Annotated in this window: 26 protein-coding genes and 7 pseudogenes; 12 read left to right on the top strand and 21 right to left on the bottom strand. The window is 47.8% G+C overall.

Going from position 1 to position 23306, the window contains the following annotated elements:
• Window positions 1-29 precede the first annotated feature (29 nt).
• A pseudogene (locus tag HFV01_RS08990) lies at window positions 30-317 on the bottom strand (transposase); the annotation flags it as partial.
• A 58-nt stretch (window positions 318-375) separates the two neighbouring features.
• Between HFV01_RS08990 and HFV01_RS08995 the strand changes: the two are divergent.
• A pseudogene (locus HFV01_RS08995) lies at window positions 376-886 on the top strand (IS630-like element ISAtsp1 family transposase); the annotation flags it as partial.
• Window positions 887-901: 15 nt separating this feature from the next.
• Here the strand turns inward: HFV01_RS08995 and HFV01_RS09000 are convergent.
• Window positions 902-1866, bottom strand: a pseudogene (locus tag HFV01_RS09000) (IS630 family transposase); the annotation flags it as partial.
• 64 nt (window positions 1867-1930) lie between these two features.
• Between HFV01_RS09000 and HFV01_RS09005 the strand changes: the two are divergent.
• Window positions 1931-2807, top strand: a protein-coding gene (locus tag HFV01_RS09005; RefSeq protein WP_235720137.1) for an IS630-like element ISAtsp1 family transposase whose coding sequence is annotated in 2 segments (ribosomal slippage) — window positions 1931-2743 and window positions 2745-2807 — 876 coding nt in all. Because the reading frame shifts where the segments join, the coding sequence is not laid out codon by codon here.
• Window positions 2808-2824: 17 nt separating this feature from the next.
• Window positions 2825-3070: pseudogene (locus HFV01_RS09010) on the top strand (transposase); the annotation flags it as partial.
• Here the strand turns inward: HFV01_RS09010 and HFV01_RS09015 are convergent.
• Window positions 3063-3191: pseudogene (locus HFV01_RS09015) on the bottom strand (IS630 family transposase); the annotation flags it as partial. The pseudogenes HFV01_RS09010 and HFV01_RS09015 sit on opposite strands and share 8 nt — an antisense overlap.
• A gap of 53 nt (window positions 3192-3244) precedes the next feature.
• On the opposite strand from HFV01_RS09015, the pseudogene HFV01_RS09020 reads away from it, so the two are divergent.
• Window positions 3245-3620, top strand: a pseudogene (locus HFV01_RS09020) (IS630 family transposase); the annotation flags it as partial.
• An 18-nt stretch (window positions 3621-3638) separates the two neighbouring features.
• A pseudogene (locus HFV01_RS09025) lies at window positions 3639-4541 on the top strand (IS4-like element ISAtsp3 family transposase); the annotation flags it as partial.
• On the opposite strand, the gene HFV01_RS09030 reads toward HFV01_RS09025, so the two are convergent.
• On the bottom strand, window positions 4480-4905 hold the full coding sequence (locus HFV01_RS09030) for an RNA-dependent RNA polymerase family protein (RefSeq protein WP_006668167.1): 426 nt from the start codon (window positions 4903-4905) through the stop codon (window positions 4480-4482). The pseudogene HFV01_RS09025 and the gene HFV01_RS09030 sit on opposite strands and share 62 nt — an antisense overlap.
• Window positions 4906-4926: 21 nt before the next feature.
• Window positions 4927-5151, bottom strand: a complete 225-nt coding sequence (locus tag HFV01_RS09035; protein ID WP_008055233.1) for a reverse transcriptase N-terminal domain-containing protein — start codon at window positions 5149-5151, stop codon at window positions 4927-4929.
• Window positions 5152-5434: 283 nt separating this feature from the next.
• Here HFV01_RS09035 and HFV01_RS09040 point away from each other — a divergent pair, with 283 nt between their 5' ends.
• The 3 genes from HFV01_RS09040 (at window position 5435) to HFV01_RS09050 (ending at window position 7115) form a co-directional block, all read left to right on the top strand.
• Window positions 5435-5644 carry a hypothetical protein gene (locus HFV01_RS09040; protein ID WP_193521015.1) on the top strand — a complete coding sequence of 70 codons (210 nt, stop codon included), beginning with the start codon at window positions 5435-5437 and terminating at the stop codon, window positions 5642-5644.
• A gap of 674 nt (window positions 5645-6318) precedes the next feature.
• The gene (locus tag HFV01_RS09045; protein ID WP_193521016.1) at window positions 6319-6525 is read left to right on the top strand and encodes a hypothetical protein; all 207 of its coding nucleotides are present in this window, start codon (window positions 6319-6321) and stop codon (window positions 6523-6525) included.
• Window positions 6526-6824: 299 nt separating this feature from the next.
• The gene (locus HFV01_RS09050) at window positions 6825-7115 is read left to right on the top strand and encodes a PDDEXK family nuclease (protein WP_006624823.1); all 291 of its coding nucleotides are present in this window, start codon (window positions 6825-6827) and stop codon (window positions 7113-7115) included.
• Between the two features lie 540 nt (window positions 7116-7655).
• Here HFV01_RS09050 and HFV01_RS09060 read toward each other — a convergent pair.
• Together HFV01_RS09060 and HFV01_RS09065 are read right to left on the bottom strand one after the other, a co-directional pair.
• Window positions 7656-9017 carry a WD40 repeat domain-containing protein gene (locus HFV01_RS09060; RefSeq protein WP_318286223.1) on the bottom strand — a complete coding sequence of 454 codons (1362 nt, stop codon included), beginning with the start codon at window positions 9015-9017 and terminating at the stop codon, window positions 7656-7658.
• Between the two features lie 80 nt (window positions 9018-9097).
• Window positions 9098-9595 (bottom strand): ferric reductase-like transmembrane domain-containing protein, encoded by a 498-nt coding sequence (locus tag HFV01_RS09065; protein ID WP_006668172.1) that lies wholly within the window; start codon window positions 9593-9595, stop codon window positions 9098-9100.
• 32 nt (window positions 9596-9627) lie between these two features.
• Between HFV01_RS09065 and HFV01_RS30365 the strand changes: the two genes are divergently transcribed.
• Complete coding sequence (locus HFV01_RS30365) at window positions 9628-9753, top strand: hypothetical protein (protein ID WP_008055230.1); 126 nt, start codon at window positions 9628-9630, stop codon at window positions 9751-9753.
• A gap of 1606 nt (window positions 9754-11359) precedes the next feature.
• Here the strand turns inward: HFV01_RS30365 and HFV01_RS09070 are convergent.
• On the bottom strand, window positions 11360-11557 hold the full coding sequence (locus tag HFV01_RS09070; protein WP_193521018.1) for a hypothetical protein: 198 nt from the start codon (window positions 11555-11557) through the stop codon (window positions 11360-11362).
• Window positions 11551-12651, bottom strand: a complete 1101-nt coding sequence (locus tag HFV01_RS09075; protein WP_228116360.1) for a serine/threonine-protein kinase — start codon at window positions 12649-12651, stop codon at window positions 11551-11553. Before HFV01_RS09075 ends, HFV01_RS09070 begins: the two co-directional genes overlap by 7 nt.
• A gap of 29 nt (window positions 12652-12680) precedes the next feature.
• On the opposite strand from HFV01_RS09075, the gene HFV01_RS09080 reads away from it, so the two are divergent.
• From HFV01_RS09080 to HFV01_RS09090, 3 genes are all read left to right on the top strand, one after another.
• Entirely contained in the window at window positions 12681-13268 is a 588-nt protein-coding gene (locus HFV01_RS09080; protein ID WP_193521019.1) for a COP23 domain-containing protein, read from the top strand.
• A gap of 43 nt (window positions 13269-13311) precedes the next feature.
• On the top strand, window positions 13312-15801 hold the full coding sequence (locus HFV01_RS09085; RefSeq protein ID WP_193521020.1) for a WD40 domain-containing protein: 2490 nt from the start codon (window positions 13312-13314) through the stop codon (window positions 15799-15801).
• A gap of 183 nt (window positions 15802-15984) precedes the next feature.
• Entirely contained in the window at window positions 15985-16743 is a 759-nt protein-coding gene (locus tag HFV01_RS09090; RefSeq protein WP_046321879.1) for a Uma2 family endonuclease, read from the top strand.
• A gap of 204 nt (window positions 16744-16947) precedes the next feature.
• Here the strand turns inward: HFV01_RS09090 and HFV01_RS09100 are convergent, their stop codons facing one another.
• The 12 genes from HFV01_RS09100 to HFV01_RS09155 all read right to left on the bottom strand — a co-directional run bounded on the left by HFV01_RS09100 (window position 16948) and on the right by HFV01_RS09155 (window position 23299).
• A complete protein-coding gene (locus HFV01_RS09100) occupies window positions 16948-17112 on the bottom strand; it encodes a hypothetical protein (RefSeq protein WP_157883447.1) in 165 nt (54 codons plus the stop codon).
• Window positions 17113-17117: 5 nt separating this feature from the next.
• Window positions 17118-17273 carry a hypothetical protein gene (locus tag HFV01_RS09105; protein WP_193521360.1) on the bottom strand — a complete coding sequence of 52 codons (156 nt, stop codon included), beginning with the start codon at window positions 17271-17273 and terminating at the stop codon, window positions 17118-17120.
• On the bottom strand, window positions 17270-17515 hold the full coding sequence (locus tag HFV01_RS09110; RefSeq protein WP_235720139.1) for a hypothetical protein: 246 nt from the start codon (window positions 17513-17515) through the stop codon (window positions 17270-17272). The genes HFV01_RS09105 and HFV01_RS09110 overlap by 4 nt, the downstream gene beginning before the upstream one ends.
• Window positions 17516-17589: 74 nt before the next feature.
• A complete protein-coding gene (locus tag HFV01_RS09115; protein WP_193521022.1) occupies window positions 17590-17757 on the bottom strand; it encodes a hypothetical protein in 168 nt (55 codons plus the stop codon).
• A 74-nt stretch (window positions 17758-17831) separates the two neighbouring features.
• Window positions 17832-18125, bottom strand: a complete 294-nt coding sequence (locus tag HFV01_RS09120; protein ID WP_193521023.1) for a hypothetical protein — start codon at window positions 18123-18125, stop codon at window positions 17832-17834.
• Window positions 18126-18320: 195 nt separating this feature from the next.
• Complete coding sequence (locus HFV01_RS09125) at window positions 18321-18473, bottom strand: hypothetical protein (RefSeq protein WP_193521024.1); 153 nt, start codon at window positions 18471-18473, stop codon at window positions 18321-18323.
• A gap of 427 nt (window positions 18474-18900) precedes the next feature.
• Window positions 18901-19053 carry a hypothetical protein gene (locus HFV01_RS09130; protein ID WP_193521024.1) on the bottom strand — a complete coding sequence of 51 codons (153 nt, stop codon included), beginning with the start codon at window positions 19051-19053 and terminating at the stop codon, window positions 18901-18903.
• Complete coding sequence (locus HFV01_RS09135) at window positions 19050-19250, bottom strand: hypothetical protein (protein WP_233498084.1); 201 nt, start codon at window positions 19248-19250, stop codon at window positions 19050-19052. The genes HFV01_RS09130 and HFV01_RS09135 overlap by 4 nt, the downstream gene beginning before the upstream one ends.
• 30 nt (window positions 19251-19280) lie before the next feature.
• Window positions 19281-20155, bottom strand: a protein-coding gene (locus HFV01_RS09140) for an IS630 family transposase (RefSeq protein ID WP_193521025.1) whose coding sequence is annotated in 2 segments (ribosomal slippage) — window positions 19281-19828 and window positions 19828-20155 — 876 coding nt in all. Because the reading frame shifts where the segments join, the coding sequence is not laid out codon by codon here.
• Window positions 20156-21045: 890 nt separating this feature from the next.
• Window positions 21046-22581: an alanine/glycine:cation symporter family protein gene (locus tag HFV01_RS09145; protein ID WP_006624836.1), complete on the bottom strand. Its 1536-nt coding sequence runs from the start codon at window positions 22579-22581 to the stop codon at window positions 21046-21048.
• 91 nt (window positions 22582-22672) lie between these two features.
• Window positions 22673-22981, bottom strand: coding sequence for a DUF3593 domain-containing protein (locus HFV01_RS09150; RefSeq protein WP_006668178.1), 309 nt, complete (start codon window positions 22979-22981; stop codon window positions 22673-22675).
• Window positions 22982-22993: 12 nt separating this feature from the next.
• Complete coding sequence (locus tag HFV01_RS09155) at window positions 22994-23299, bottom strand: DUF2499 domain-containing protein (protein ID WP_006668179.1); 306 nt, start codon at window positions 23297-23299, stop codon at window positions 22994-22996.
• Between the last annotated feature and the right edge of the window lie 7 nt (window positions 23300-23306).

The raw sequence follows: 23306 nt of genomic DNA on the forward strand, positions 1-23306 counted from the left end.
AAATCCAGTTATAGCATTAGTCAAGGTGGTTAGGACGCAGCTTTGAGAACGGAATCCATGGCATCATGGAGAGAATCAAACTGCTCAATGCAGTGGCGAATACGGGCTTTCAGCCACGACCAACATTTCTCTATCTTGTTGAGGTCTGGCGAATAAGGTGGTAGATAGAGTAAATGGCATTGAGCTGCCTCCACCAGTTCAGCAATCCGCCCCCCTTTATGAAACGTTGCATTGTCCAATACTAGAGTCTGACCTGGCTTCAATGTTGGAATTAAGATGAACTCCAACCACAACTAAAACACTGTCCGATTATAGCACAAGACAGAACACTTAGGACGTATAATGGAGAGGACGAGATGACTAAGAAGACCAAAAATGCCAGCCCCCTATAGTTACGACCTCAGACAAAAAGTTATTGATGCCATTGAACTAGACGGTATGCCCAAAACAGAAGCCAGTCAAGTTTTCCATGTCAGCCGGAACACCATTAATCTCTGGCTGCAAAGAAAAGCACAGACCGGAGACTTCCTCCCTAAACCTCATCACCGACCTGGCAATAACCACAAAATTACCGACTGGCAAAAATTCAAGGCTTTTGCCCAAGAGCATGGCCACAAAACAGCAGCTCAAATGGCTGAACTTTGGGATGACGACATCTCTCCTCGCACCATATCCAGAGCCTTGAAGAAAATTGGCTTCACCAGAAAAAAAAACTTACGGCTACCAAGAACGTGATGAGCAACAGCGAGAGGAGTTTATGGCTCAGATTGAACAGATGGAGCCGGAAGAAGTGGTCTACCTCGATGAAGCCGCCATGAATAGTCAGGACTCGGATTACCCTTATGGTTACTGCGAGGAAGGAAAACGCTTCCATGCACTCATATCAAGTCCGGATAATCAATTATAGTAAAGTCTCGGTTTGAGGCCACCAATGAAAACTGGTCAAGCCTCGAATTAATTCGCGCTGTTTCCACAAACTTCGGCAGCGAGCACACAAGAGTTCCTCTAGCTGATCAAGATTCTCAAATGAACGATTGGCAATGGGTTCATCTACCAGAGGCCACAGTCTTTCTGCTGGTTGTAGTTCCGGGGAATGGGACGGTAGAAACATTAAATGCAGTCCTTCGGGTACTTTCAGATTCTTACTGATATGCCATCCGGCTTGATCAACCACTAACATAATGTGTTGATTTGGACCTAATTTAAATTCGGCAGCAAACTCCTGTAACACTCGACTAAATAGAGTTGTATTGACGTAAGGTATAATCCACCAATAAGTCTCTCCCGTTTCCGGTCTCACAAAACCATATAGCCATAACCACTCGAATTTCCAATTAATATGGGCGAGTGGTTGACAATCTTCCGCTACATAAATACGTCGCATCACCGGTTTGAGTCCCAGACGGTGTTCATCTTCGCTCCACAATTGCACCTGTGCATCAGGGTATCTCCGGCGAAGTCCCTCTAACTCCGTTACCAGTTTTTTTTCCAGGCTTGCTGCTCGTCTTCGTCACTTTCGATGTGAGCCGGTCTCGGTACACGAAGCCGAAATGTCATTTGTCGCAGAATCTCCCATCCCCTTTGTCGGCTAATTTTTCGTCCAGTTACTCCTGTCAACCAGTCTGCCACCTGGCGACCGTTCCACAGTCCCCCATCCGGCGCTGTTCCTTGCAGGGCTTGCCATAACTGAGCTTGAGTCACATCATCAATTAACGGTGGATGTCCGGGATTTCCTTTTCGGCGCGCACCCAGCCCTTTTAATCCCAATTGGTTGTATCTCTTTACCAATTCATAAATCCAGATGCGACTGTAGCCCGTAATTTCTTGGACTTCCTCCGTGGTCTTCCCCTTAGCCAACAACCAAATATAGCACAAGACAGAACACTTAGGACGTATAATGGAGAGGACGAGATGACTAAGAAGACCAAAAATGCCAACCCCCTATAGTTACGACCTCAGACAAAAAGTTATTGATGCCATTGAACTAGACGGTATGCCCAAAACAGAAGCCAGTCAAGTTTTCCATGTCAGCCGGAACACCATTAATCTCTGGCTGCAAAGAAAAGCACAGACCGGAGACTTCCTCCCTAAACCTCATCACCGACCTGGCAATAACCACAAAATTACCGACTGGGAAAAATTCAAGGCTTTTGCCCAAGAGCATGGCGACAAAACAGCAGCTCAAATGGCTGAACTTTGGGATGACGACATCTCTCCTCGCACCATATCCAGAGCCTTGAAGAAAATTGGCTTCACCAGAAAAAAAACTTACGGCTACCAAGAACGTGATGAGCAACAGCGAGAGGAGTTTATGGCTCAGATTGAACAGATGGAGCCGGAAGAAGTGGTCTACCTCGATGAAGCCGGCATGAATAGTCAGGACTCGGATTACCCTTATGGTTACTGCGAGGAAGGAAAACGCTTCCATGCACTCAAATCAGGGAAGAGGCAGGGCAGGGTAAGTATGATAGCCGCATGGTGTCATCAACAACTCTTAGCTCCCTTTAGCTTTGAGGGTTGTTGTCATCGGACAGTGTTTGAGTTGTGGTTGGAGTTCATCTTAATTCCAACATTGAAGCCAGGTCAGACTCTAGTATTGGACAATGCAACGTTTCATAAAGGGGGACGGATTGCTGAACTGGTGGAGGCAGCTCAATGCCGTTTACTCTATCTTCCGCCTTATTCGCCAGACCTCAACAAGATAGAGAAATGTTGGTCGTGGCTGAAAGCCCGTATTCGCCACTGCACGTGAGCAGTTTGATTCTCTCCATGATGCCATGGATTCCGTTCTCAAAGCTGCGTCCTAACCACCTTGACTAATGCTATAATTCCAACACTGAAGCCAGGTCAGACTCTAGTGCTAGACAATGCAACGTTTCATAAAGGGGGACGGATTCCTGAGCTAGTGGAGGCGGCTCAATGCCGTTTACTCTATCTACCACCTTATTCGCCAGACCTCAACAAGATAGAGAAATGTTGGTCGTGGTTGAAAGCCCGCATTCGCCATTGTATTGAGCAGTTTGATTCTCTCCATGATGCCATGGATTCCGTCCTCCAAACTGTGTCCTAACCACCGTGACTAATGCTATAATTTGATATTGGCGACTTTCCAAGCTCTCTTGGGCTTGGTGATCAGCCCGGCCAAGTTCTTCGGTACTTAAGTGGGGAGCTATACTAATTCGTCTGGGCATAACGCAAGTTTGGCATTGGTCACTGATATTATAACCGATTAAGCGAACTTGATATCAAATCAGGGAAGAGGCAGGGCAGGGTAAGTATGATAGCCGCATGGTGTCATCAACAACTCTTAGCTCCCTTTAGCTTTGAGGGTTGTTGTCATCGGACAGTGTTTGAGTTGTGGTTGGAGTTCATCTTAATTCCAACATTGAAGCCAGGTCAGACTCTAGTATTGGACAATGCAACGTTTCATAAAGGGGGACGGATTGCTGAACTGGTGGAGGCAGCTCAATGCCGTTTACTCTATCTTCCGCCTTATTCGCCAGACCTCAACAAGATAGAGAAATGTTGATCGTGGCTGAAAGCCCGTATTCGCCACTGCACGTGAGCAGTTTGATTCTCTCCATGATGCCATGGATTCCGTTCTCAAAGCTGCGTCCTAACCACCTTGACCAATGCTATACAAGCGATTACAACGTTTTTTTCGGCAATTCAAATTTGACCGGGCAGAGATTGCCCGTTTCGTCGTTAGCCTCATTGACATTCCCCAACCTTGGACTCTTAGTCTCGACCGCACCTGTTGGTCTTTCGGTCAAACCCATTTCAACATCTTGATGTTGGCAGTCGTCCACGAGGGGATTGCCTTTCCCCTGCTGTGGACGATGCTTGACAAAAAGGGCAATAGCAACAGTGGCGAACGCATGGACTTATTCGACCGCTTCGAGGCACTATTTCCTGACGTGGAGGTGGCTTGTCTGACCGCTGACCGGGAATTTGTGGGGCGAGATTGGCTCTCGTATCTTCTCATCGACCCCGAGGTTCCTTTCCGCCTACGCATCCGCCACAGCGAGCTGATTAGTCCTAAGTTAGGAGGAACTCGGCGTAGCGGCGAACGAATGTTTGATTCTCTGCGACCCGGAGAATTTCGCCAGCTTTCGGGTCGCCGTTGGGTTTGGGGACGGCAGGTTTACGTCATTGGCTCTCGTCTGGCTGATTCGGGGGAGTTGTTGATTCTCATCACTAACGCTTGCCCCGAAACGGCCCTCCCCGACTATGCTCGGCGTTGGGGTATTGAAAACCTCTTCGGAGCCTTGAAGACTCGGGGCTTCTGTCTCGAATCGACTCACTTTAAGGACCCTGAGCGCTTGAGCCGTTTATTGGCTTTGCTTAGCCTGGCTTTTACTTGGGCTATGAAGGTGGGTTTGTGGATTCACCAAGGTTCACCCATTCCTTTGAAGGCTCACGGACGACGCTCCCAGAGTCTTTTCCGCACTGGCTTCGATTTTCTACGCCGCACTTTCTCTAATCTGCCTTTGTTTTCAGGGCGGTTTCACCAGGCTCTACAACTTTTGTCCTGTACTTAGAGTATTGTCCTATTTTTATGGCAGAGTATATTCTACCAATTGCATCTTGTGCGGACCGTCCAGGACGGAACCCGTAGCTAGTGTCTTCAAATCTTGATTCCCATTCGGGTTCGAGAGCCGATTTAACCAAGGCTTGCCTTGCTCTATCTTGGATTGTAGGAATACCTAGTGAGCGTTTTTCATCCCTTCCAGGTTTTGGTATCCATACTCTCCTAAGTGCTTTTGCTTTGAGGTTTCCCTTGATGTTCTCGACGAGTTCAAACCTTTGTCTTGGGGAGATTGCTCTCATTCCGTCAACGCCGGCTGTTTTCTTGCCTTGATTATCTTGGAGGGCGGGTTTATTAAGCTGACTGTTGGGAAGCATGGCTGACCGTGGAACCCGCCCCTACAGTCGCACTGCTAAGAGTCGGGCATAATATGATTTCACCAATAGACGTTGCAACCTTCGTGCCTTTGCGTCCTGTCCCGATTTAGCTGCTTGAAATATCCTCTTTTGGAGTTTGAAAACTTTTCGCTGGACTTTCGCCCATGGAATTGCTTTCCATGCGTTTTTCGTAGTCTTGATTGGTTTGGGTTTACCAAAGCCTTTCTTTAAACTCGCTTGCGCCATATATGCTCCTATTAGACTCTATTCTTGACAATCAAACCGCAACCTGTCAGCATATCCCTACCATTACAGTCGGGCGTTGGCTTCTGGTCACATCTCACATCCTCTAAGACTTGCGGTTACACTTATCCCTACTGATATCTCGACCAGATATTCAGAGTCTAAGAGGACTTAAAACGTTCCGTTTATATGGGCATTCCATCTTTAGATTTGTCCTATCCACCGGGGTACTTTTAAAGGTCTGTGTAGGTGTCTTGTAGAAAACCCTACTATTCCCCTTACCCTTTTGGGTGCAGCGTGTCAACCTGTTTCGCTGCTTCATAATTACGATGGTTCAAGCCAGACATTCGGTTTCCCTAATCATGGATGGTTGGCAGTGGTCTCGCTTCTGGTATTGGGTTATACCTCGGAGCCTTCCGTTCCCCGCTTCAATCCTGGGGTTGTGTATCCCAAAACTGGGGGTAGCTATCGCCGTTACTCTCAACGCAATTGTTAAGGAATCATTAAGATTTCAGTTTTTGCGTTTTGACCTTGAGTTCCCTGCCTTGTTCTGTGTATTTCTATACAAAACGTCGGGACATATAAACAGTTATGAGGATGGTCAGGAGTGCGCTCCTTATATTCAACCAAGGGGTTGAAATCCTCACCAGGCGGTTATTTCGGGTATTGCAACCCTATTTCATGCCTGAACGTCTCGGTTATGGTCGAAAGATAAGTCACCTTCCCCAACTCCAATTCAAAACCGTGCTTGCGAGTTTCCCAGCACACGGCTCCTGATGTGGATACCCCTTTTGACATCGGGAAAAGGGTAACGACTCCCTGCTTTTGTGATTTCAACTTTTGGAGCTAAATACAACATCGTAGTGTTTAAACTCGCTTTCGTCGTAAACACTCCTAATTGTCGCAGTCTCTATATCCACACCGTGACTAGTGGGCATATCCTAACCATTACAGTTAGGCATTGGCTTTCAGTCACATCCTTTCCCCTTAAAGGTATACGCTTACACTTTCACTACTCCGCAGGTACATCCTGCCACTTGAGAGCCTAAAAGGGGTTTAAACGTTCCGTTTATACGGGCATTCCATCTTTAGATTTGTCCTCTCCACCGGGGTACTTTTAAAAGTCTGTGTAGGTGATGTCATGATTACCCTACTTTTCCCCTTGCTCTTTTGAACGCAGCGTATCAACCTGTTTCGCTGCTAAATCATTACGATGGTTCAAGCCGGACATTCGGTTTCCCTAATCATGGATGGTTGGCAGTGGTCGTATTTGGTAGTAGGTTCTACTTCACGCCTTCCGTTCCCCGCTTCAATCCTGGGGTTATGATTCCCAAAACTGGGGGTGGCTATCGCCGTTACTCTCAACGCAATTGTTAAGGAATCATTAATATTTCCAGTTGGGCGTTTTGACCTTGAGTTCCCTGCCTTGTTTTGTATATTTCTATACCAAACGTTGGGACATATAAACAGTTATGGGATGGTCAGGGTACGAGTCCCTTATATTTCACCAAGGGGTGAAAGTCCCACTAGGAGGTTATTTCAGGCATTGCAGCCTTATTTGACTCCTAAACGTCTCGCACCACCAACAAGATTATGATACCATTGAAGCCTATTTTATTCCTAAAATAAACGCGCCCAAGGTCAAGTCCCGAGATGCGATCGCCGATACGTTTTTATTGGCATGGAGCCTTTGTCCCCATGAAAATCCCTCGGACCTGTGGCATCATGTCCTGTACCGAATTTACCTCCGCACTAAGCAAGGGACAAATCCCCAACAAAGTTGGGTGAGAACTTCCGGTGAAGCTTTCGATCTAGCATTATCCCAAAAATACAATCCCATTTTACGCAATCACGGCATCAAATTAACGCCTTTATTTTCCAAAAAAGACAAAAAAGAGACATTAGAGCGCATGGGAATTTCCGATTTAGTTGGCTCTAGTAAAATTGATATAGCCATTGAAAAGTAGGGTGAAACGAGAGGACTATTACCGAATGGATATGGCATCATCGGTGGCATTCACGCTAAAGTTAGCTTGGCTGAAAGAGTATCGGATGATATTCCGGCCAGTCGAATTATGATGCAATATGGGTTTCTGAGTCTCTTATCGACCTTAGATGTTAAATCCTTCCCCCCTCCTGGAGGAGATTTAATTAATCGCGCAGAGTTCGGGTCACCGGACAATCCCAGTGACAAACGGCGCTATGGGGCGCATCTAGAAGTTGGGGGAGGAGGTAGAAGGCTCAAAACAACTGCCCTCTGGAAACAAGTCATCAAAGCGACTATTTACCCAGGCAAGACGTAAATGTAACAGGTGATTAAATTCCTGACTACTCCACCGCATACCGACTCCCTTAAAGCGCTACTGAAATTTATACTGCTGCCTTGGGACTGAAGTCTATGCGTTGAGATTCAGCTATCTTCATTAGCTGCCAGACTGCCGATTGCCTGCGATGAGGATAATCGGCAGCATCTTGTTCCTACGAGCAAGAGAAGCAACCTAACAGGTTCACTTGTCCCATCCGCGCCAGGGACTAACTTCAATCGCCCCTGAAGGATGCAAGACCAGATGGAAATAGGCAAAATCTGCTTGATTTTGTTCCGTGCGTAAATTCGGCAAAGGGGTCTTGGTCACGAAATCGGCAGCCTTTTGATGCAGGGGTTGGTAGCTGGTAATCGCACCCTCTCGATTGACCGTGACCTGATAAGCTAAACTTTCAGCAAATTCTACCGATTGCCAATCGCCATCAATGCGCTCATACAAGATTTGATTGAGCTGCTCTAATTCCGTGCTCTGGGTAATCTCTGTAAAAATGTTTGGCGATTCTGAGGCGATTGCCGGTTTCGGGTCAGTGGGGGACTTGGGATCTATCGGCCACAATTTGATGGTTTGGTCACTACTGGCACTGACAAACTGGCGACCATCGGGACTAAAAACCACCGCTTGCACAGATTTAGCATGAGCTTGTAAGGTATCGAACACCTTACCCTCAGCGACATTCCACAGCCTCACCGTGCGGTCATGACTCCCACTAACTAAGGTACTGCCATCAGGACTCCATGCCAGGGATTGCACCCTATGAGAATGTCCCGTCAGAGTATTCAAGATGCTCCGGTTACTAGCATTCCATAGTGTAATGGTGCGATCGTCGCTGCCACTGGCGAAGAGTTGACCATCGGGGCTGACGGCAATCGCTCGGACTACCCCCGAATGAGCTTGGATGGTCAGAGACTTTTTGCCATCCTGAAGCTGCCAGATGCCGATTGTCCCATCCTCACAACCACTGAGCAGATATTGGCTGTCGGGAGTGAAGGCCAGCGCTCTTACCCAGTCCACATCCTGCAAGGTGGCAAGGGTTTCGCCTTGCAGATTCCAGAGTCTAATGGTTTTATCGGCACTGCCACTGGCAATTGTTTTGCCGTCCGGTGCGATCGCCACTACCTTAACGTCATCTCTGTGACCATTAAATGTGCGAATCAGCTTGCCCGTATCCAAGTCCCACAGCCTTACCCGGTTATCCACACTGCCGCTGATGAGATGCTTGCCATCCGGTGCGATGGCTAAAGATGCCACGGCACTGGCATGGGCTGCAATAGTCTGGCGCAGACTCCCGCTTTCTAAATCCCAAATCTTAATCGTACCGTCATAACTGCCACTGGCTAAAACTTTGCCATCGGGTGCGATTGCCGCTGCGTAAACCCATGCCGAATGTCCGTTCAAGGTGAGGCTAGGATACGAGAGAGAAGACATATCCGGACTGGAAACCAGCAGTTGCGTGCCAGTTTTTAACACAGTGAGTCCCACAATTGCGGTAAGAGTTGTCAATCCCAATCCCGCGGCATATTTCCAACCTGTCAGTTTTAAAATCATCTGTAAGTTCCCTGACTCAATTATTACCATTAAGCGTGTTCGTACCAGAAATCCCTTGAAGATTTGGGGTTCTAGTTCACTCAATCAGCCGTGGCAGATTTTGCTTTCTTCTGCTGTTGCACCTGCCATTCTTTCCAACGACGAACCAAAAATAACAGGGTAATACCCGTAATCATGATGGCCCCAAATGGAGTTAGATAGGTCCACTGGCCAGCCATTTTATCGAAAACGTGCCAAGTCAACATGAACATAGCCAAGTAAGTTAGCTCATGCAAGCGCTTCCAATTTTTCTTAAGTCTTTTCACGCTCCAATCATTGGAAGTAATTGCCAGGAGGGTAAAAATGATGAAAGTAACAACCCCTTGGATATAAACCCAGAAAGTCTTTAGGTCCGAAAAGTCAATATCTCTTTTTTTGACCAGAATATATCCATGCCCAAACGCCACAATAAAAGCCAAAATCCCAATCGTGCGACGATGCTTGAGCAGAAATTTAGGGATACTCGTTTGTTTCGTTTGGGGAAATACTACTCTGAGAATTGTCGGAAGTAAACTCAGGGTATAAAAAATTAAAGCCAAAAAGCCTAAAATAGTTAGGAAGTGGTGCAGAATTGATTGTTATCACCGTTGATTTTCCAGATACATTGCGAGTTATCTTAGTGGACAAAGAACTGAAAATGGCTTTTCTTGAAGTCAAGGCATGGCAATATCAAGCCCTAACACTAGAGAGGCAATAAAAGAACGAATTACACGCCAACGGAACGGTTTTCTACCCTTTCCCTAACTTGGGGTCAAAGTGTGACCATTAATTTCTCTAAAATGTGGCAGTAAAGTTGCAGAACCTGCGTACAGAAACGGATGCCGAAAATGGAACTCTTAGCCACATCCAAAGTAAGTTTTTAGGTTTGATTAACTAATAGGCTACAAACATTATCTACCGCAAAACCTGACATCCTTTGAAAATGCCAAGTCTATAACTCGAGATAACTGAAAACCGTGAAAAGTCGCCTTAGAAAACCTAATACTTACTATTAAAGAAACTTATAGCAGTCAATCCTGAAAAGCTCTGTTATAGAGGTTGTTCTTAACATCCATGTAGTAATTTAGTCGCGCCATCCCTGATTTTGAAACAAGTAGTGACATCTCTATCTCCTGAAAAGGATTGAGTACTTAAGTAGTATTCTGACCTCACTATAGCCTAGCAGATGTGTAGTGTCAAGCCCCAGAAAAAAAAAGAGAGTTCATCCTGGTGAAAACTAAACCCGTCAAGGGTTACGGGTTAGTTGTAGATCGCTACTACCAGTAAAACAGTAGGTTGGGTGAAACCCAAAGCGCGAAACCCGACCGTGAGACGATCGCCCTTATCAATCGTAACACAATTTACCATGTTTGATGTGGGATGTCCGAAACAGTAGGTTGGGTGAAACCCAACAGCAGTTGCTGAGGTGAAACCGGAACGCGATCGCCCTTATCAATCGTAACACAATTTACCATGTTCGATGTAGGATGTCCGAAACAGTAGGTTTGGTAAAACCCAACAGCAGTTGCTGAGGTGAAACCGGAACGCGATCGCCCTTATCAATCGTAACACAATTTACCATGTTTGATGTGGGATGTCCGAAACAGTAGGTTGGGTGAAACCCAACAGCAGTTGCTGAGGTGAAACCGGAACGCGATCGCCCTTATCAATCGTAACACAATTTACCATGTTCGATGTAGGATGTCCGAAACAGTAGGTTGGGTGAAACCCAACAGCAGTTGCTGAGGTGAAACCGGAACGCGATCGCCCTTATCAATCGTAACACAATTTACCATGTTCGATGTAGGATGTCCGAAACAGTAGGTTGGGTGAAACCCAACAGCAGTTGCTGAGGTGAAACCGGAACGCGATCGCCCTTATCAATCGTAACACAATTTACCATGTTCGATGTAGGATGTCCGAAACAGTAGGTTTGGTAAAACCCAACAGCAGTTGCTGAGGTGAAACCGGAACGCGATCGCCCTTATCAATCGTAACACAATTTACCATGTTTGATGTGGGATGTCCGAAACAGTAGGTTGGGTGAAACCCAACAGCAGTTGCTGGGGTGAAACCGGAACGCGATCGCCCTTATCAATCGTAACACAATTTACCATGTTCGATGTAGGATGTCCGAAACAGTAGGTTGGGTGAAACCCAACAGCAGTTGCTGGGGTGAAACCGGAACGCGATCGCCCTTATCAATCGTAACACAATTTACCATGTTCGATGTAGGATGTCCGAAACAGTAGGTTGGGTGAAACCCAACAGCAGTTGCTGGGGTGAAACCGGAACGCGATCGCCCTTATCAATGGTAACACAATTTACCATGTTCGATGTAGGATGTCCGAAACAGTAGGTTGGGTGAAACCCAACAGCAGTTGCTGGGGTGAAACCGGAACGCGATCGCCCTTATGAATCGTGGTTCGATGTAGCTTGGTAGGTTGGGTGAAACCCAACAGCAGTTGCTGGGGTGAAACCGGAAGGCGATCGCCCTTATCAATGGTAACACAATTTACCATGTTCCATGTGGGATGTCCGATGGTGGGAGATTCGGTCGAGAAGGGTTCAGAAAATCGTGGACAACCATCCCCAGCAGTAGACCACTGATGACCGTCACCAACACCGAGACATAAATCACCCACACAGACAGAGAATTTAGGCTGCTGATAGCACCAGAGATAGCGTTCGATTGTTTTTTACCTGATAAAGCCGCTAAAGCCTCTGTGGCATTTTGGTAACGCTTGCGACAATCAAAAGCCACCATTTTATTTAAAACCTCAGCCAATTGGGGGCTGACAGAAACTTGATCAGCCCAAATTACTTCTAGCGTGTTAGGGTTTATCCGTAACTTATCGGGAGGCAATCCTGTTAACCCTTGAATTGCCACCATTCCCACTGCATAAATATCGCTGGCAAAATTAGGACGGCCTTTCCATTGTTCGTGGGGTGTATATCCGCGAGTACCAATAGGTAGGGTAAAATTTCCTTGGGCGACCGTAGTTTCTCCACCAATGTCTTTGACCGTCCCAAAGTCGATCAGCACTATTTTTCCATCCCTAGTGCTGCGCCGGATATTGGAGGGTTTAAGATCGCGGTGAATTATACCTTGTTGGTGAACAACTTTCAGGACTTCTAAAATTTCTCGCAACAGTTGAGTTACCTGGGGTTCCTTGAGTGGAATGCCATTTTGGGGGCAGATTTCATCCGTCAAATCATGACCCTCAATATATTCTTGGACCAGATAAAACTCTTGATTTTCCTGAAAAAGGGCAAAAAGTTGGGGGATTTGGGAGTGTTCCCCCAGTTTATAGAGGGTTTTGGCTTCTCTGTCGAACCAATCCTGGGCTACTTTCAACACCCGGGGCTGAGTCGATGAGGGTTTGAGTTGTTTAACAATCCGGTGAGGATAATCAGGGAGATGAATATCCCGCGCCAAGTAAGTTTCGCCAAAGCCACCTTTACCCAACGAAGATTCGATCTGGTAGCGTCCGCCAAGCAGTTGTCCGACTTGCATAATTTGGGGGATAATGTTTTTGGGGGAATGGGATTTTAATTGAATTTTGGTATAATGAAAGCAGGTAGAGGGTAGAAGGTTTAATTGCCTCTTAGTCAATATTCTACTCAACTTACAGGAGTCAGGATATGATCAAACTTCAATACTTCGTGCTAATGCTAGTCCTTGCCGTTTTGGCTGGGTTTGGTGTCGGGGCTATTTTTAATCCTGGGTCTTCCACTACTGCTGCTGATCCTACAACCAATCCGGCGATCGATGAACAAACCACATTCAAATGCGTTGACGGAAGCAGCGGTTGGTCAACCGTAGCCGAGAGAGGGAATGCCGTTTCTAAAACGCCCATGATTACTTGGAATAGTGAAGAATTTGGGGATAACTGGACTCCCCAAGAGCGCTGTCACCAAGTTTCTGAGCGACTAACCCGGGCGGTGACCAATCATGGGGGGCAGTTATTGGGATTAGACTTAACCCATGGCAGAGTGAACCAGCTAACCGTGATTTGCGTAGTCAATTCCCGGCAGCAGACCTGCAGGGAGAATAATCTGCTGTTTACTCTCAGCCAGAAAAATGCCCCCACCCCCAGAACTACAATAGCAAGGATAATCGACTTTAGCCAGGGGCAGGATGTGTCGCCCATAGATGAGTCCGGTTATCCCCAGTATTTTACCCTGAAAAGTTGGGTAGATCGGCATTTACCCCATAGCAGTGGGTTTTAGGGTGGTTCACAAAGGGGGAGTGCTTAACCCAATGGAGATTATCATGCCCAAATTATCGCAGAAATCCGGTTTGTTGGTGGTGGCAGTGCTGGCGGTGGCTCTGGGTGTGGGGGGCTGTGGTCGGCTGTCGTCCGAGAATGTGGCGAAAAAAGCCCAGGAAGTCACGGTGATGGTCGATGGCTGTGCGGCGGGTTCGGGAATGATTTATCGCCGTCAGGGCAATACTTATTATGTGCTGACCGCTCATCATGTGGTCAGGAATGCTCAGGATACTTGTTTGATTATCACTCCTGACGGTATCCGCCATGAGGCTAATCGGGAAGTGACTGTCCCCCTGGCTGATGTGGATTTGGCGGTGTTGACTTTTACCAGCGAGAATGACTACAAGCTGGCGAGGTGGGGAAACTCTGACCGGGTGGCGGTAGGGCAAACGGTCTATGTAGCAGGCGCTCCGGTGGCTACTCAGGCGGTGCCTCGACGCACGGTGATTATCTCGGATGGGAAAATTATCGGGAAAGTCTCTCAGCCGAATGAGGGTTATAGCTTGATTTACAACAATAACACTCGACCAGGTATGAGCAGCGAGCCGGTATTCAATGACCGAGGACGAGTGATTGGGGTTCATGGTAGAGGCGACAAAACTGGGCGGAATTTGGCGATTCCCATTGCCACATTTTTGGAGAGACCTCAATCTGCGATCGCACAAGGGGGGCAGATTGTTGAAAGTCCTCCTCAAATACAGGAGGCAGCAAACCTGCGCGGCGATTTCACCCTCCCCGCATTACAACAACAAGGAATGATCAAGCGACTGGGACAGGGAGGAGTAAGACAAGTAATTCCCCTCAACCAGGAGTTAATGGTGGTCATTGCAGGTGGTGGGGCAAGTTTATTTAATCTCGCCACTGGGGAAGCGGTCTGGGAAATTGATTGTCCGGCTTTGGGTGGGGCGGTCAGTGCAGATGGGCAGTTATTGGCATTGCGTAGCAACAAAGATATTTATCTATGGGATTTAAGCACTGGGCAGTTGTTGCGCCAACTCACCGGACATACAAGGGATGTGAGAAGCGTCAGCTTCAGTCCAGATGGTCAAACCCTGGCTTCTGGGAGTGGGGATAACACAGTGCGACTGTGGGATGTGGCTACCGGACGGGAACTGCGCCAACTCACCGGACATACAGACTGGGTGTGGAGCGTCAGCTTCAGTCCAGATGGTCAAACCCTGGCTTCTGGGAGTGGGGATAACACAGTGCGACTGTGGGATGTGGCTACCGGACGGGAACTGCGCCAACTCACCGGACATACAGAGAGTGTGTGGAGCGTCAGGTTGAGTCCAGATGGTCAAACCCTGGCTTCTGGGAGTTGGGATAAAACAGTTCGACTGTGGGATGTGGCTACCGGACGGGAACTGCGCCAACTCACCGGACATACAAGCACTGTGTGGAGCGTCAGCTTCAGTCCTGATGGTCAAACCCTCGCTTCTGGGAGTTCGGATAACACAGTGCGACTGTGGGATGTGGCTACCGGACGGGAACTGCGCCAACTCACCGGACATACAGACTGGGTGTGGAGCGTCAGCTTCAGTCCAGATGGTCAAACCCTGGCTTCTGGGAGTGGGGATAACACAGTGCGACTGTGGGATGTGGCTACCGGACGGGAACTGCGCCAACTCACCGGACATACAAGCTGGGTGGAAAGCGTCAGCTTCAGTCCAGATGGTCAAACCCTCGCTTCTGGGAGTCATGATAACACAGTGCGACTGTGGGATGTGGCTACCGGACGGGAACTGCGCCAACTCACCGGACATACAGACTGGGTGTTAAGCGTCAGGTTCAGTCCAGATGGTCAAACCCTGGCTTCTGGGAGTTATGATAACACAGTGCGACTGTGGGATGTGGCTACCGGACGGCCACTGCGCCAACTCACCGGACATACAGACTGGGTGTTAAGCGTCAGGTTCAGTCCCGATGGTCAAACCTTGGCTTCTGGGAGTGATGATAACACAGTGCGACTGTGGGATGTGCCTACCGGACGGGAACTGCGCCAACTCACCGGACATACAAACAGTGTGAATAGCGTCAGGTTCAGTCCAGATGGTCAAACCCTGGCTTCTGGGAGTTGGGATAACACAGTGCGACTGTGGGATGTGGCTACCGGACGGGAACTGCGCCAACTCACCGGAGATACAAACTGGGTGAGAAGCGTCAGCTTCAGTCCAGATGGTCAAACCCTGGCTTCTGGGAGTTATGATAACATCGTGCGACTGTGGGATGTGGCTACCGGACGGGAACTGCGCCAACTCACCGGACATACAAGCAGTGTGAATAGCGTCAGCTTCAGTTCAGATGGTCAAACCCTGGCTTCTGGGAGTTGGGATAACACAGTGCGACTGTGGGATGTGGCTACCGGACGGGAACTGCGCCAACTCACCGGACATACAAGCACTGTGTATAGCGTCAGCTTCAGTCCTGATGGTCAAACCCTGGCTTCTGGGAGTGATGATGGGGTGGTGCGGTTGTGGAGGGTAGGGTTTTAGTGGAGTTGCTCGGGTTTCACCCAACATTTGTGGATCGGGTTTCACCCAACATTTGTGGTGTTGGGTTCCGTACCTCCACCCAACCGACTTAACTATTGACGAAAAAATCAGCTAAAATGTTAGCCAACTATAGACACCGACTCAATGGTGTATTCCAGTTCAATAATTGAGAGGTCTAATTTTATGGTAACTACCCCTCAACCCACACAACCCACAAAGGTCATCTACCCTGATTCTGATGGAAATCCCATGGCTGAAAATACCCGCCAGTTTCGCTGGATTGTAGTCATTAAAGAGAATTTGGAGATTCTGTTTGATGATGATCCGAATGTCTTTATAGCGGGAGATTTGCTCTGGTATCCCATGGAAGGCAATAATAAACTGCGACAAGCACCTGATGCAATGGTGGTGTTCGGGCGACCAAAAGGCGATCGCGGTTCCTATAAACAATGGGAAGAAGGGAATATCCCTCCCCAAGTGGTGTTTGAAATTCTCTCCCCAGGAAATCGTCTCAAGGAGATGGTGAAGAAACAGCAGTTTTACGATCGCTATGGGGTGGAAGAATATTATATCTTCGACCCAGACCGTTTTGATTTTCATGGGTGGATACGCAATCAAACCGGTTCCCTGGAACTGATTGAGCAGGCGGAAAACTGGACGAGTCCCCGGTTAGGGATTCGCTTTGAACTGATTGAGGAGCAGTTCACCATCTATCGTCCTGATGGTCAGCGATTTCTCACCCCCACAGAGTTAGCCAAAATCGCCGAACAGCAGCGCTTGGAAGCTGAACAGCAGCGTCAGGAAGCCCAACAGCAGCGCTTGGAGGCTGAACAACAGCGTCAGGAAGCCGAACAACAGCGTCAGCGGGCGGAGTTAGCGGAAACGCGGCTGCGGGAATTGGAGGCTCGCTTACAGCAACTGGAAGGCGATCGCTCTTTGTAGCTCTTTGTAGGTTGGGTGAAACCCAACATTTGTTGCTCGGGTTTCACCCAACATTTGTAGGTTGGGTGAAACGAGGGTGAAACCCAGCATAACGGAGAGATGGTGGTGTTGGGTTCCGTACCTCCACCCAACCTACTTAAATAAGCGATCGCTCTTTGTTGCTCGGGTTTCACCCAACAGAGGTAGCTCGGGTGAAACCCAACATCATTGAGAGATGGTGGTGTTGGGTTCCGTACCTCCACCCAACCTACTTAAATAAGCGATCGCTCTTTGTTGCTCGGGTTTCACCCAACAATGGTGGTGTTGGGTGAAACGAGGGTGAAACCCAGCATAACGGAGAGATGGTGGTGTTGGGTTCCGTACCTCCACCCAACCTACTTAAATAAGCGATCGCTCTTTGTTGCTCGGGTTTCACCCAACAGAGGTAGCTCGGGTGAAACCCAATATAACGGAGAGATGGTGGTGTTGGGTTCCGTACCTCCACCCAACCTACTTAAATAAGCGATCGCTCTTTGTTGCTCGGGTTTCACCCAACAATGGTGGTGTTGGGTGAAACCCAATATAACGGAGAGATGGTGGTGTTGGGTTCCGTACCTCCACCCAACCTACTTAAATAAGCGATCGCTCTTTGTTGCTCGGGTTTCACCCAACAGAGGTAGCTCGGGTGAAACGAGGGTGAAACCCAGCATAACGGAGAGATGGTGGTGTTGGGTTCCGTACCTCCACCCAACCTACTTAAATAAGCGATCGCTCTTTGTTGCTCGGGTTTCACCCAACAGAGGTAGCTCGGGTGAAACCCAATATAACGGAGAGATGGTGGTGTTGGGTTCCGTACCTCCACCCAACCTACTTAAATAAGCGATCGCTCTTTGTAGGTTGGGTGAAACCCAACAATGGTGGTGTTGGGTGAAACGAGGGTGAAACCCAGCATAACGGAGAGATGGTGGTGTTGGGTTCCGTACCTCCACCCAACCTACTTAAATAAGCGATCGCTCTTTGTTGCTCGGGTTTCACCCAACAGAGGTAGCTCGGGTGAAACCCAATATAACGGAGAGATGGTGGTGTTGGGTTCCGTACCTCCACCCAACCTACTTAAATAAGCGATCGCTCTTTGTTGCTCGGGTTTCACCCAACAATGGTGGTGTTGGGTGAAACGAGGGTGAAACCCAGCATAACGGAGAGATGGTGGTGTTGGGTTCCGTACCTCCACCCAACCTACTTAAATAAGCGATCGCTCTTTGTTGCTCGGGTGAAACCCAACAGAGGTAGCTCGGGTGAAACGAGGGTGAAACCCAATATAACGGAGAGATGGTGGTGTTGGGTTCCGTACCTCCACCCAACCTACTTAAATAAGCGATCGCTCTTTGTTGCTCGGGTTTCACCCAACAATGGTGGTGTTGGGTGAAACCCAATATAACGGAGAGATGGTGGTGTTGGGTTCCGTACCTCCACCCAACCTACTTAAATAAGCGATCGCTCTTTGTTGCTCGGGTTTCACCCAACAATGGTGGTGTTGGGTGAAACCCAATATAACGGAGAGATGGTGGTGTTGGGTTCCGTACCTCCACCCAACCTACTTAAATAAGCGATCGCTCTTTGTAGGTTGGGTGAAACCCAACAATGGTGGTGTTGGGTGAAACCCAATATAACGGAGAGATGGTGGTGTTGGGTTCCGTACCTCCACCCAACCTACTTAAATAAGCGATCGCTCTTTGTTGCTCGGGTTTCACCCAACAATGGTGGTGTTGGGTGAAACCCAATATAACGGAGAGATGGTGGTGTTGGGTTCCGTACCTCCACCCAACCTACTTAAATAAGCGATCGCTCTTTGTAGGTTGGGTTTCACCCAACAATGGTGGTGTTGGGTGAAACCCAATATAACGGAGAGATGGTGGTGTTGGGTTCCGTACCTCCACCCAACCTACTTAAATAAGCGATCGCTCTTTGTTGCTCGGGTTTCACCCAACAATGGTGGTGTTGGGTGAAACCCAATATAACGGAGAGATGGTGGTGTTGGGTTCCGTACCTCCACCCAACCTACTTAAATAAGCGATCGCTCTTTGTAGGTTGGGTTTCACCCAACAATGGTGGTGTTGGGTGAAACCCAATATAACGGAGAGATGGTGGTGTTGGGTTCCGTACCTCCACCCAACCTACTTAAATAAGCGATCGCTCTTTGTAGGTTGGGTGAAACCCAACAATGGTGGTGTTGGGTGAAACCCAATATAACGGAGAGATGGTGGTGTTGGGTTCCGTACCTCCACCCAACCTACTTAAATAAGCGATCGCTCTTTGTTGCTCGGGTTTCACCCAACAATGGTGGTGTTGGGTGAAACCCAATATAACGGAGAGATGGTGGTGTTGGGTTCCGTACCTCCACCCAACCTACTTAAATAAGCGATCGCTCTTTGTTGCTCGGGTTTCACCCAACATTTGTAGGTTGGGTGAAACGAGGGTGAAACCCAACATAACCGAGAGATGGTGTTGTTGGGTTCCGTTACCTCCACCCAACCTACTTATAGCACTAGTCAATACGGTTAGGACGCAGCCTTGAGAACAGAATCCATGGCATCATGGAGAGAATCAAACTGCTCAATACAATGGCGAATGCGGGCTTTCAACCACGACCAACATTTCTCTATCTTGTTGAGGTCTGGCGAATAAGGCGGAAGATAGAGTAAACGGCATTGAGCCGCCTCCGCCAGTTCAGCAATCCGCCCCCCTTGATGAAACGTTGCATTGTCCAGTACTAGAGTTTGACCAGGCTTCAATGTTGGAATTAAGATGAACTCCAACCACAACTCAAACACTGTCCGATTACAACAACCCTCAAAGCTAAAGGGGGCTAAGAGTTGTTGATGACACCATGCGGCCATATAGCTCACCCTGCCCTGCCTCTTCCCGGATTTGAGGGCATGGAAGCGTTGTCCTTCCTCACAGTAACCATAAGGATAATCCGAGTCTTGACTATTGATGCCAGCTTCATCGAGGTAAACCAACTCTTCCGGCTCCATATGTTGAATCTGAGCAATAAACGCCTCTCGCTGTTGCTTCCAACGTTCTTGGTAGCCGTAAGTTTTTTTCTGGTGAAGCCAATTTTCTTCAAGGCTCTGGATATGGTGCGAGGAGAGATGTCGTCATCCCAAAGTTCAGCCATCTGAGCGGAGGTTTGATCGCCATGCTCTTGGGCAAAAGCCTGGAATTTGTGCCAGTCGGTAATTTGGTGGCTATGACCAGGTGGGCGATTAGGTTTAGGGAGGAAGTCGCCGGTGTGTTCTTTTCTTTGCAGCCAGAGATTGATGGTGTTCCTGCTGACATGGAAAACTTGACTGGCTTCGGTTTTGGGTATACCGTCTAGTTCAATTGCATTAATAACTTTTTGTCTAAGGTCGTAACTGTAGGGGGCTGGCATTTTGGGTCTTCTGTAGATATCCTTGCCATTATACGTCCTAACTTTTCTGTCTTGTGCTATATAAACAGTTATGGGGAATGGTTCGAGGCTCCGACCTCTTATCCAGACTCGGGGCTGGCTTCCCCACTAGGAGGTGATTTCAGGCATCACAGCCTTATTTGGTCTCCTAAACATTTCGCACTCTCTACTCATTGTTATCATGGGGTCATAACTTCCCAGTCAAAACAGTTTGTTTTATGACCTTGAGTTCCCTGCCTTGTTTGGGGGTTCAACCCAAACGTTGGGACGTATAAACAGTTATGGGGAATGGTTCGAGGCTCCGACCTCTTATCCAGACTCGGGGCTGGCTTCCCCACTAGGAGGTGATTTCAGGCATCACAGCCTTATTTGGTCTCCTAAACATTTCGCACTCTCTACTCCCTGCTATCATGGGGTCATAACTTCCCATTCAAGCAGTTCGTTTGTGACCTGGAGTTCCCTGCCTTGTTTGGGTGTCGAATCCAAACGTCGGGACATATAAACAGTTGTGGGATGGTCAGTGCCTAACCACTTATATCCAACCAAGGGGTTGGAGTCCCCACCAGGCGGTTATTTCGGGTATCTCAACCCTATTTCATGCCTGAACGTCTCGCACCTACAATTATTAATTATCGGCGGTGGGGCGGGTTTATTAATATCGTCCTGGGGATGGATAATTGACGGCGGAACCCGCACCTACAATTATTAATTATCGGCGGTGGGGCGGGTTTATTAATATCGTCCTGGGGATGGATAATTGACGGCGGAACCCGCCCCTACAATTATTAATTATCGGCGGTGGGGCGGGTTTATTAATATCGTCCTGGGGATGGATAATTGACGGCGGAACCCGCCCCTACAATTATTAATTATTAATTATATCGTGCCATATAATCTTTTAAGTCTCTGGCGACTTGGGGACAGAGGAAATAAACCCCCAACAGGTTAGGGAATGCCATTCCTAATAACATTCCATCACTAAAATCAATGACGGGACCAGGGGCGACTATGGCTCCCATAAAAGTAGCCATTAGGAAGAGGATTTTATAGATAATTAAACCCTGCCCTCCGGTGAGATAATCCCAGCAGCGTTCCCCATAATAACTCCAGGATATCATAGTAGAAAAAGCAAAGAAAAAAACAGCGATCGCCAAAATTATGGGGAACCAAGTAATGGAACTGCCAAAAGCGGCGGCGGTCAATTCTGCCCCGGCTCCGGTAGCGCGTAATTGCTCATATTCGGGATTATTATATGCCCCAGTAATTACAATCACTAAAGCGGTCATATTACAAACTACAATAGTATCAATAAAAGGCTCTAAGAGGGAGACAATACCTTCTCGGATAGGTTCATCAGTGCGAGCGGCAGAATGAGCGATCGCGGCTGAACCTAACCCCGCTTCATTAGAAAAAGCCGACCGTCTAAACCCTTGAATAATTACGCCCAAAATCCCGCCCTCAATAGCTTCTGGCTGAAATGCTTGGGAAATAATCACCCAAAAAGCACCAGGGATAGCGGTAAAATTAGTCATTAAAATAAACAGAGAGGCAGTGACATATAAAATACACATAAAAGGGACAATTGTACCAGCGACTTGACCAATGCGGCGGACTCCGCCAATAATGACTAAGCCGACTAATGTTGCTAAAACTGCTCCATATAACCAATTAGGTACAAAGGGAAACACCCGGGAAACCGCGCCAAAGGACTGGTTAGCTTGGAACATATTTGCACCACCCAAGGCGGCGAAAATACAGAAAAAGGAAAAAGCGATCGCCAAAACCCGTCCGAAAATCGGATAATTAATCCTTTTTAAACCTTCTGATAGATAGCGCATCGGGCCACCAGAAATAGTGCCATCTGGGTTAACGACGCGATATTTTTGACCGAGGGTACATTCAACAAACTTACTACTCATTCCAAAAAAGCCACCGACAGTCATCCAGAAGACCGCGCCGGGTCCTCCGACACTAACAGCAATAGCTACGCCGGCAATATTTCCTAAGCCGACAGTAGCGGACAGAGCAGTTGCTAAGGCTTGAAAATGGGAGACTTCCCCGGAATCATTAGGATCATCATATTTTCCCCGCACCACGTCTACAGCGTGTCGGAAGGCGCGGATATTGATAAATCCCATGCGGAAGGTAAAGAAAATTCCCCCAACAATTAGCCATAAAACAATTAGGGGAATTCCCATGTCAATCCCAAAGAGATATTTAAATAGATACCCGGTCCCTGCATCCCAGAATAGGACACCAAATATAACATTGTTGACAAACCAGGCGAAACCATCATTAATAGCCTCAAAGACTGTTTGGCTGCGGCTTTCATCCTGAGCCCAAGCGATGGTAGGAATCAACAAAAACAGTAGGGTATATAGCCAAACCCGTTTTTTAGTTATCCTCATAAATGGTAATGGTTCACAAGACTGGGATGGATACTGAGAGAGTTTTGGGAAGTGAGGGAACAGACCGGAGGGGACTCCCCGGTGGGAACTGTTAACTAGCTTGGGAGTCTTTATCTGAAATTTTGTTAGCGATCGCCTGTCCAAATCCTAATACAATCAGGATATTGGATAGAGTCAAAAACAACTCAGCCCCCCCATGTAGCCAATCAATATTAGCTAAAGATTCGCTGTAGGCGACCTGAGCATAAATAGCGGCGGGAATGGTTACCGCCACAAATACCAAAGTTCCGTAAAATCCGATCAGGGCTAGTAGTGGGGTTATTCCTGAACGGGTAAGGAACCAGAGGAAACCGAGATAAGGAAACAAAGACAGAACAAATAGAGTATCTTTAGAGAACATGGTTAGTAGTTTTTAAGTTTCAAGTGATTTGGAAGTTCGCCAAAGCCACCAGGCGGCAATACACAAGGTAAAATTACCTGTAACGGTCATAGCAGCTTGTAGGGTGACCAGCCATTCTAGGTTCGGGGAGTTATCAAAATAATGCCAGGTACAAGCACACATAGCACTGATCAAGGCTGGTAACATAGCATAAGATAAACCCCACCAGGCTCGATTTTCGGTAATTACGCCGTAACTCCAGATTAGCAAAATGGCAACTATCCATTCAATCACGCTAGAAATATGAATGAGCCAGGTGGGAATTGATAAAGCGTGCATAAGCCAA

This window comes from Limnospira fusiformis SAG 85.79 (genome assembly GCF_012516315.1).
In the GTDB taxonomy this organism is placed as follows: Bacteria; Cyanobacteriota; Cyanobacteriia; order Cyanobacteriales; family Microcoleaceae; genus Limnospira; species Limnospira fusiformis.

Coding starts and splice junctions, on each gene's coding strand:
- HFV01_RS09030 (WP_006668167.1), bottom strand. CDS start 4,905: ATGCTTCCCAACAGTCAGCTTAATAAACCCGCCCTCCAAGATAATCAA.
- HFV01_RS09035 (WP_008055233.1), bottom strand. CDS start 5,151: ATGGCGCAAGCGAGTTTAAAGAAAGGCTTTGGTAAACCCAAACCAATC.
- HFV01_RS09060 (WP_318286223.1), bottom strand. CDS start 9,017: ATGATTTTAAAACTGACAGGTTGGAAATATGCCGCGGGATTGGGATTG.
- HFV01_RS09070 (WP_193521018.1), bottom strand. CDS start 11,557: ATGGTAAATTGTGTTACCATTGATAAGGGCGATCGCCTTCCGGTTTCA.
- HFV01_RS09080 (WP_193521019.1), top strand. CDS start 12,681: ATGATCAAACTTCAATACTTCGTGCTAATGCTAGTCCTTGCCGTTTTG.
- HFV01_RS09085 (WP_193521020.1), top strand. CDS start 13,312: ATGCCCAAATTATCGCAGAAATCCGGTTTGTTGGTGGTGGCAGTGCTG.
- HFV01_RS09090 (WP_046321879.1), top strand. CDS start 15,985: ATGGTAACTACCCCTCAACCCACACAACCCACAAAGGTCATCTACCCT.
- HFV01_RS09145 (WP_006624836.1), bottom strand. CDS start 22,581: ATGAGGATAACTAAAAAACGGGTTTGGCTATATACCCTACTGTTTTTG.
- HFV01_RS09150 (WP_006668178.1), bottom strand. CDS start 22,981: ATGTTCTCTAAAGATACTCTATTTGTTCTGTCTTTGTTTCCTTATCTC.
- HFV01_RS09155 (WP_006668179.1), bottom strand. CDS start 23,299: ATGCACGCTTTATCAATTCCCACCTGGCTCATTCATATTTCTAGCGTG.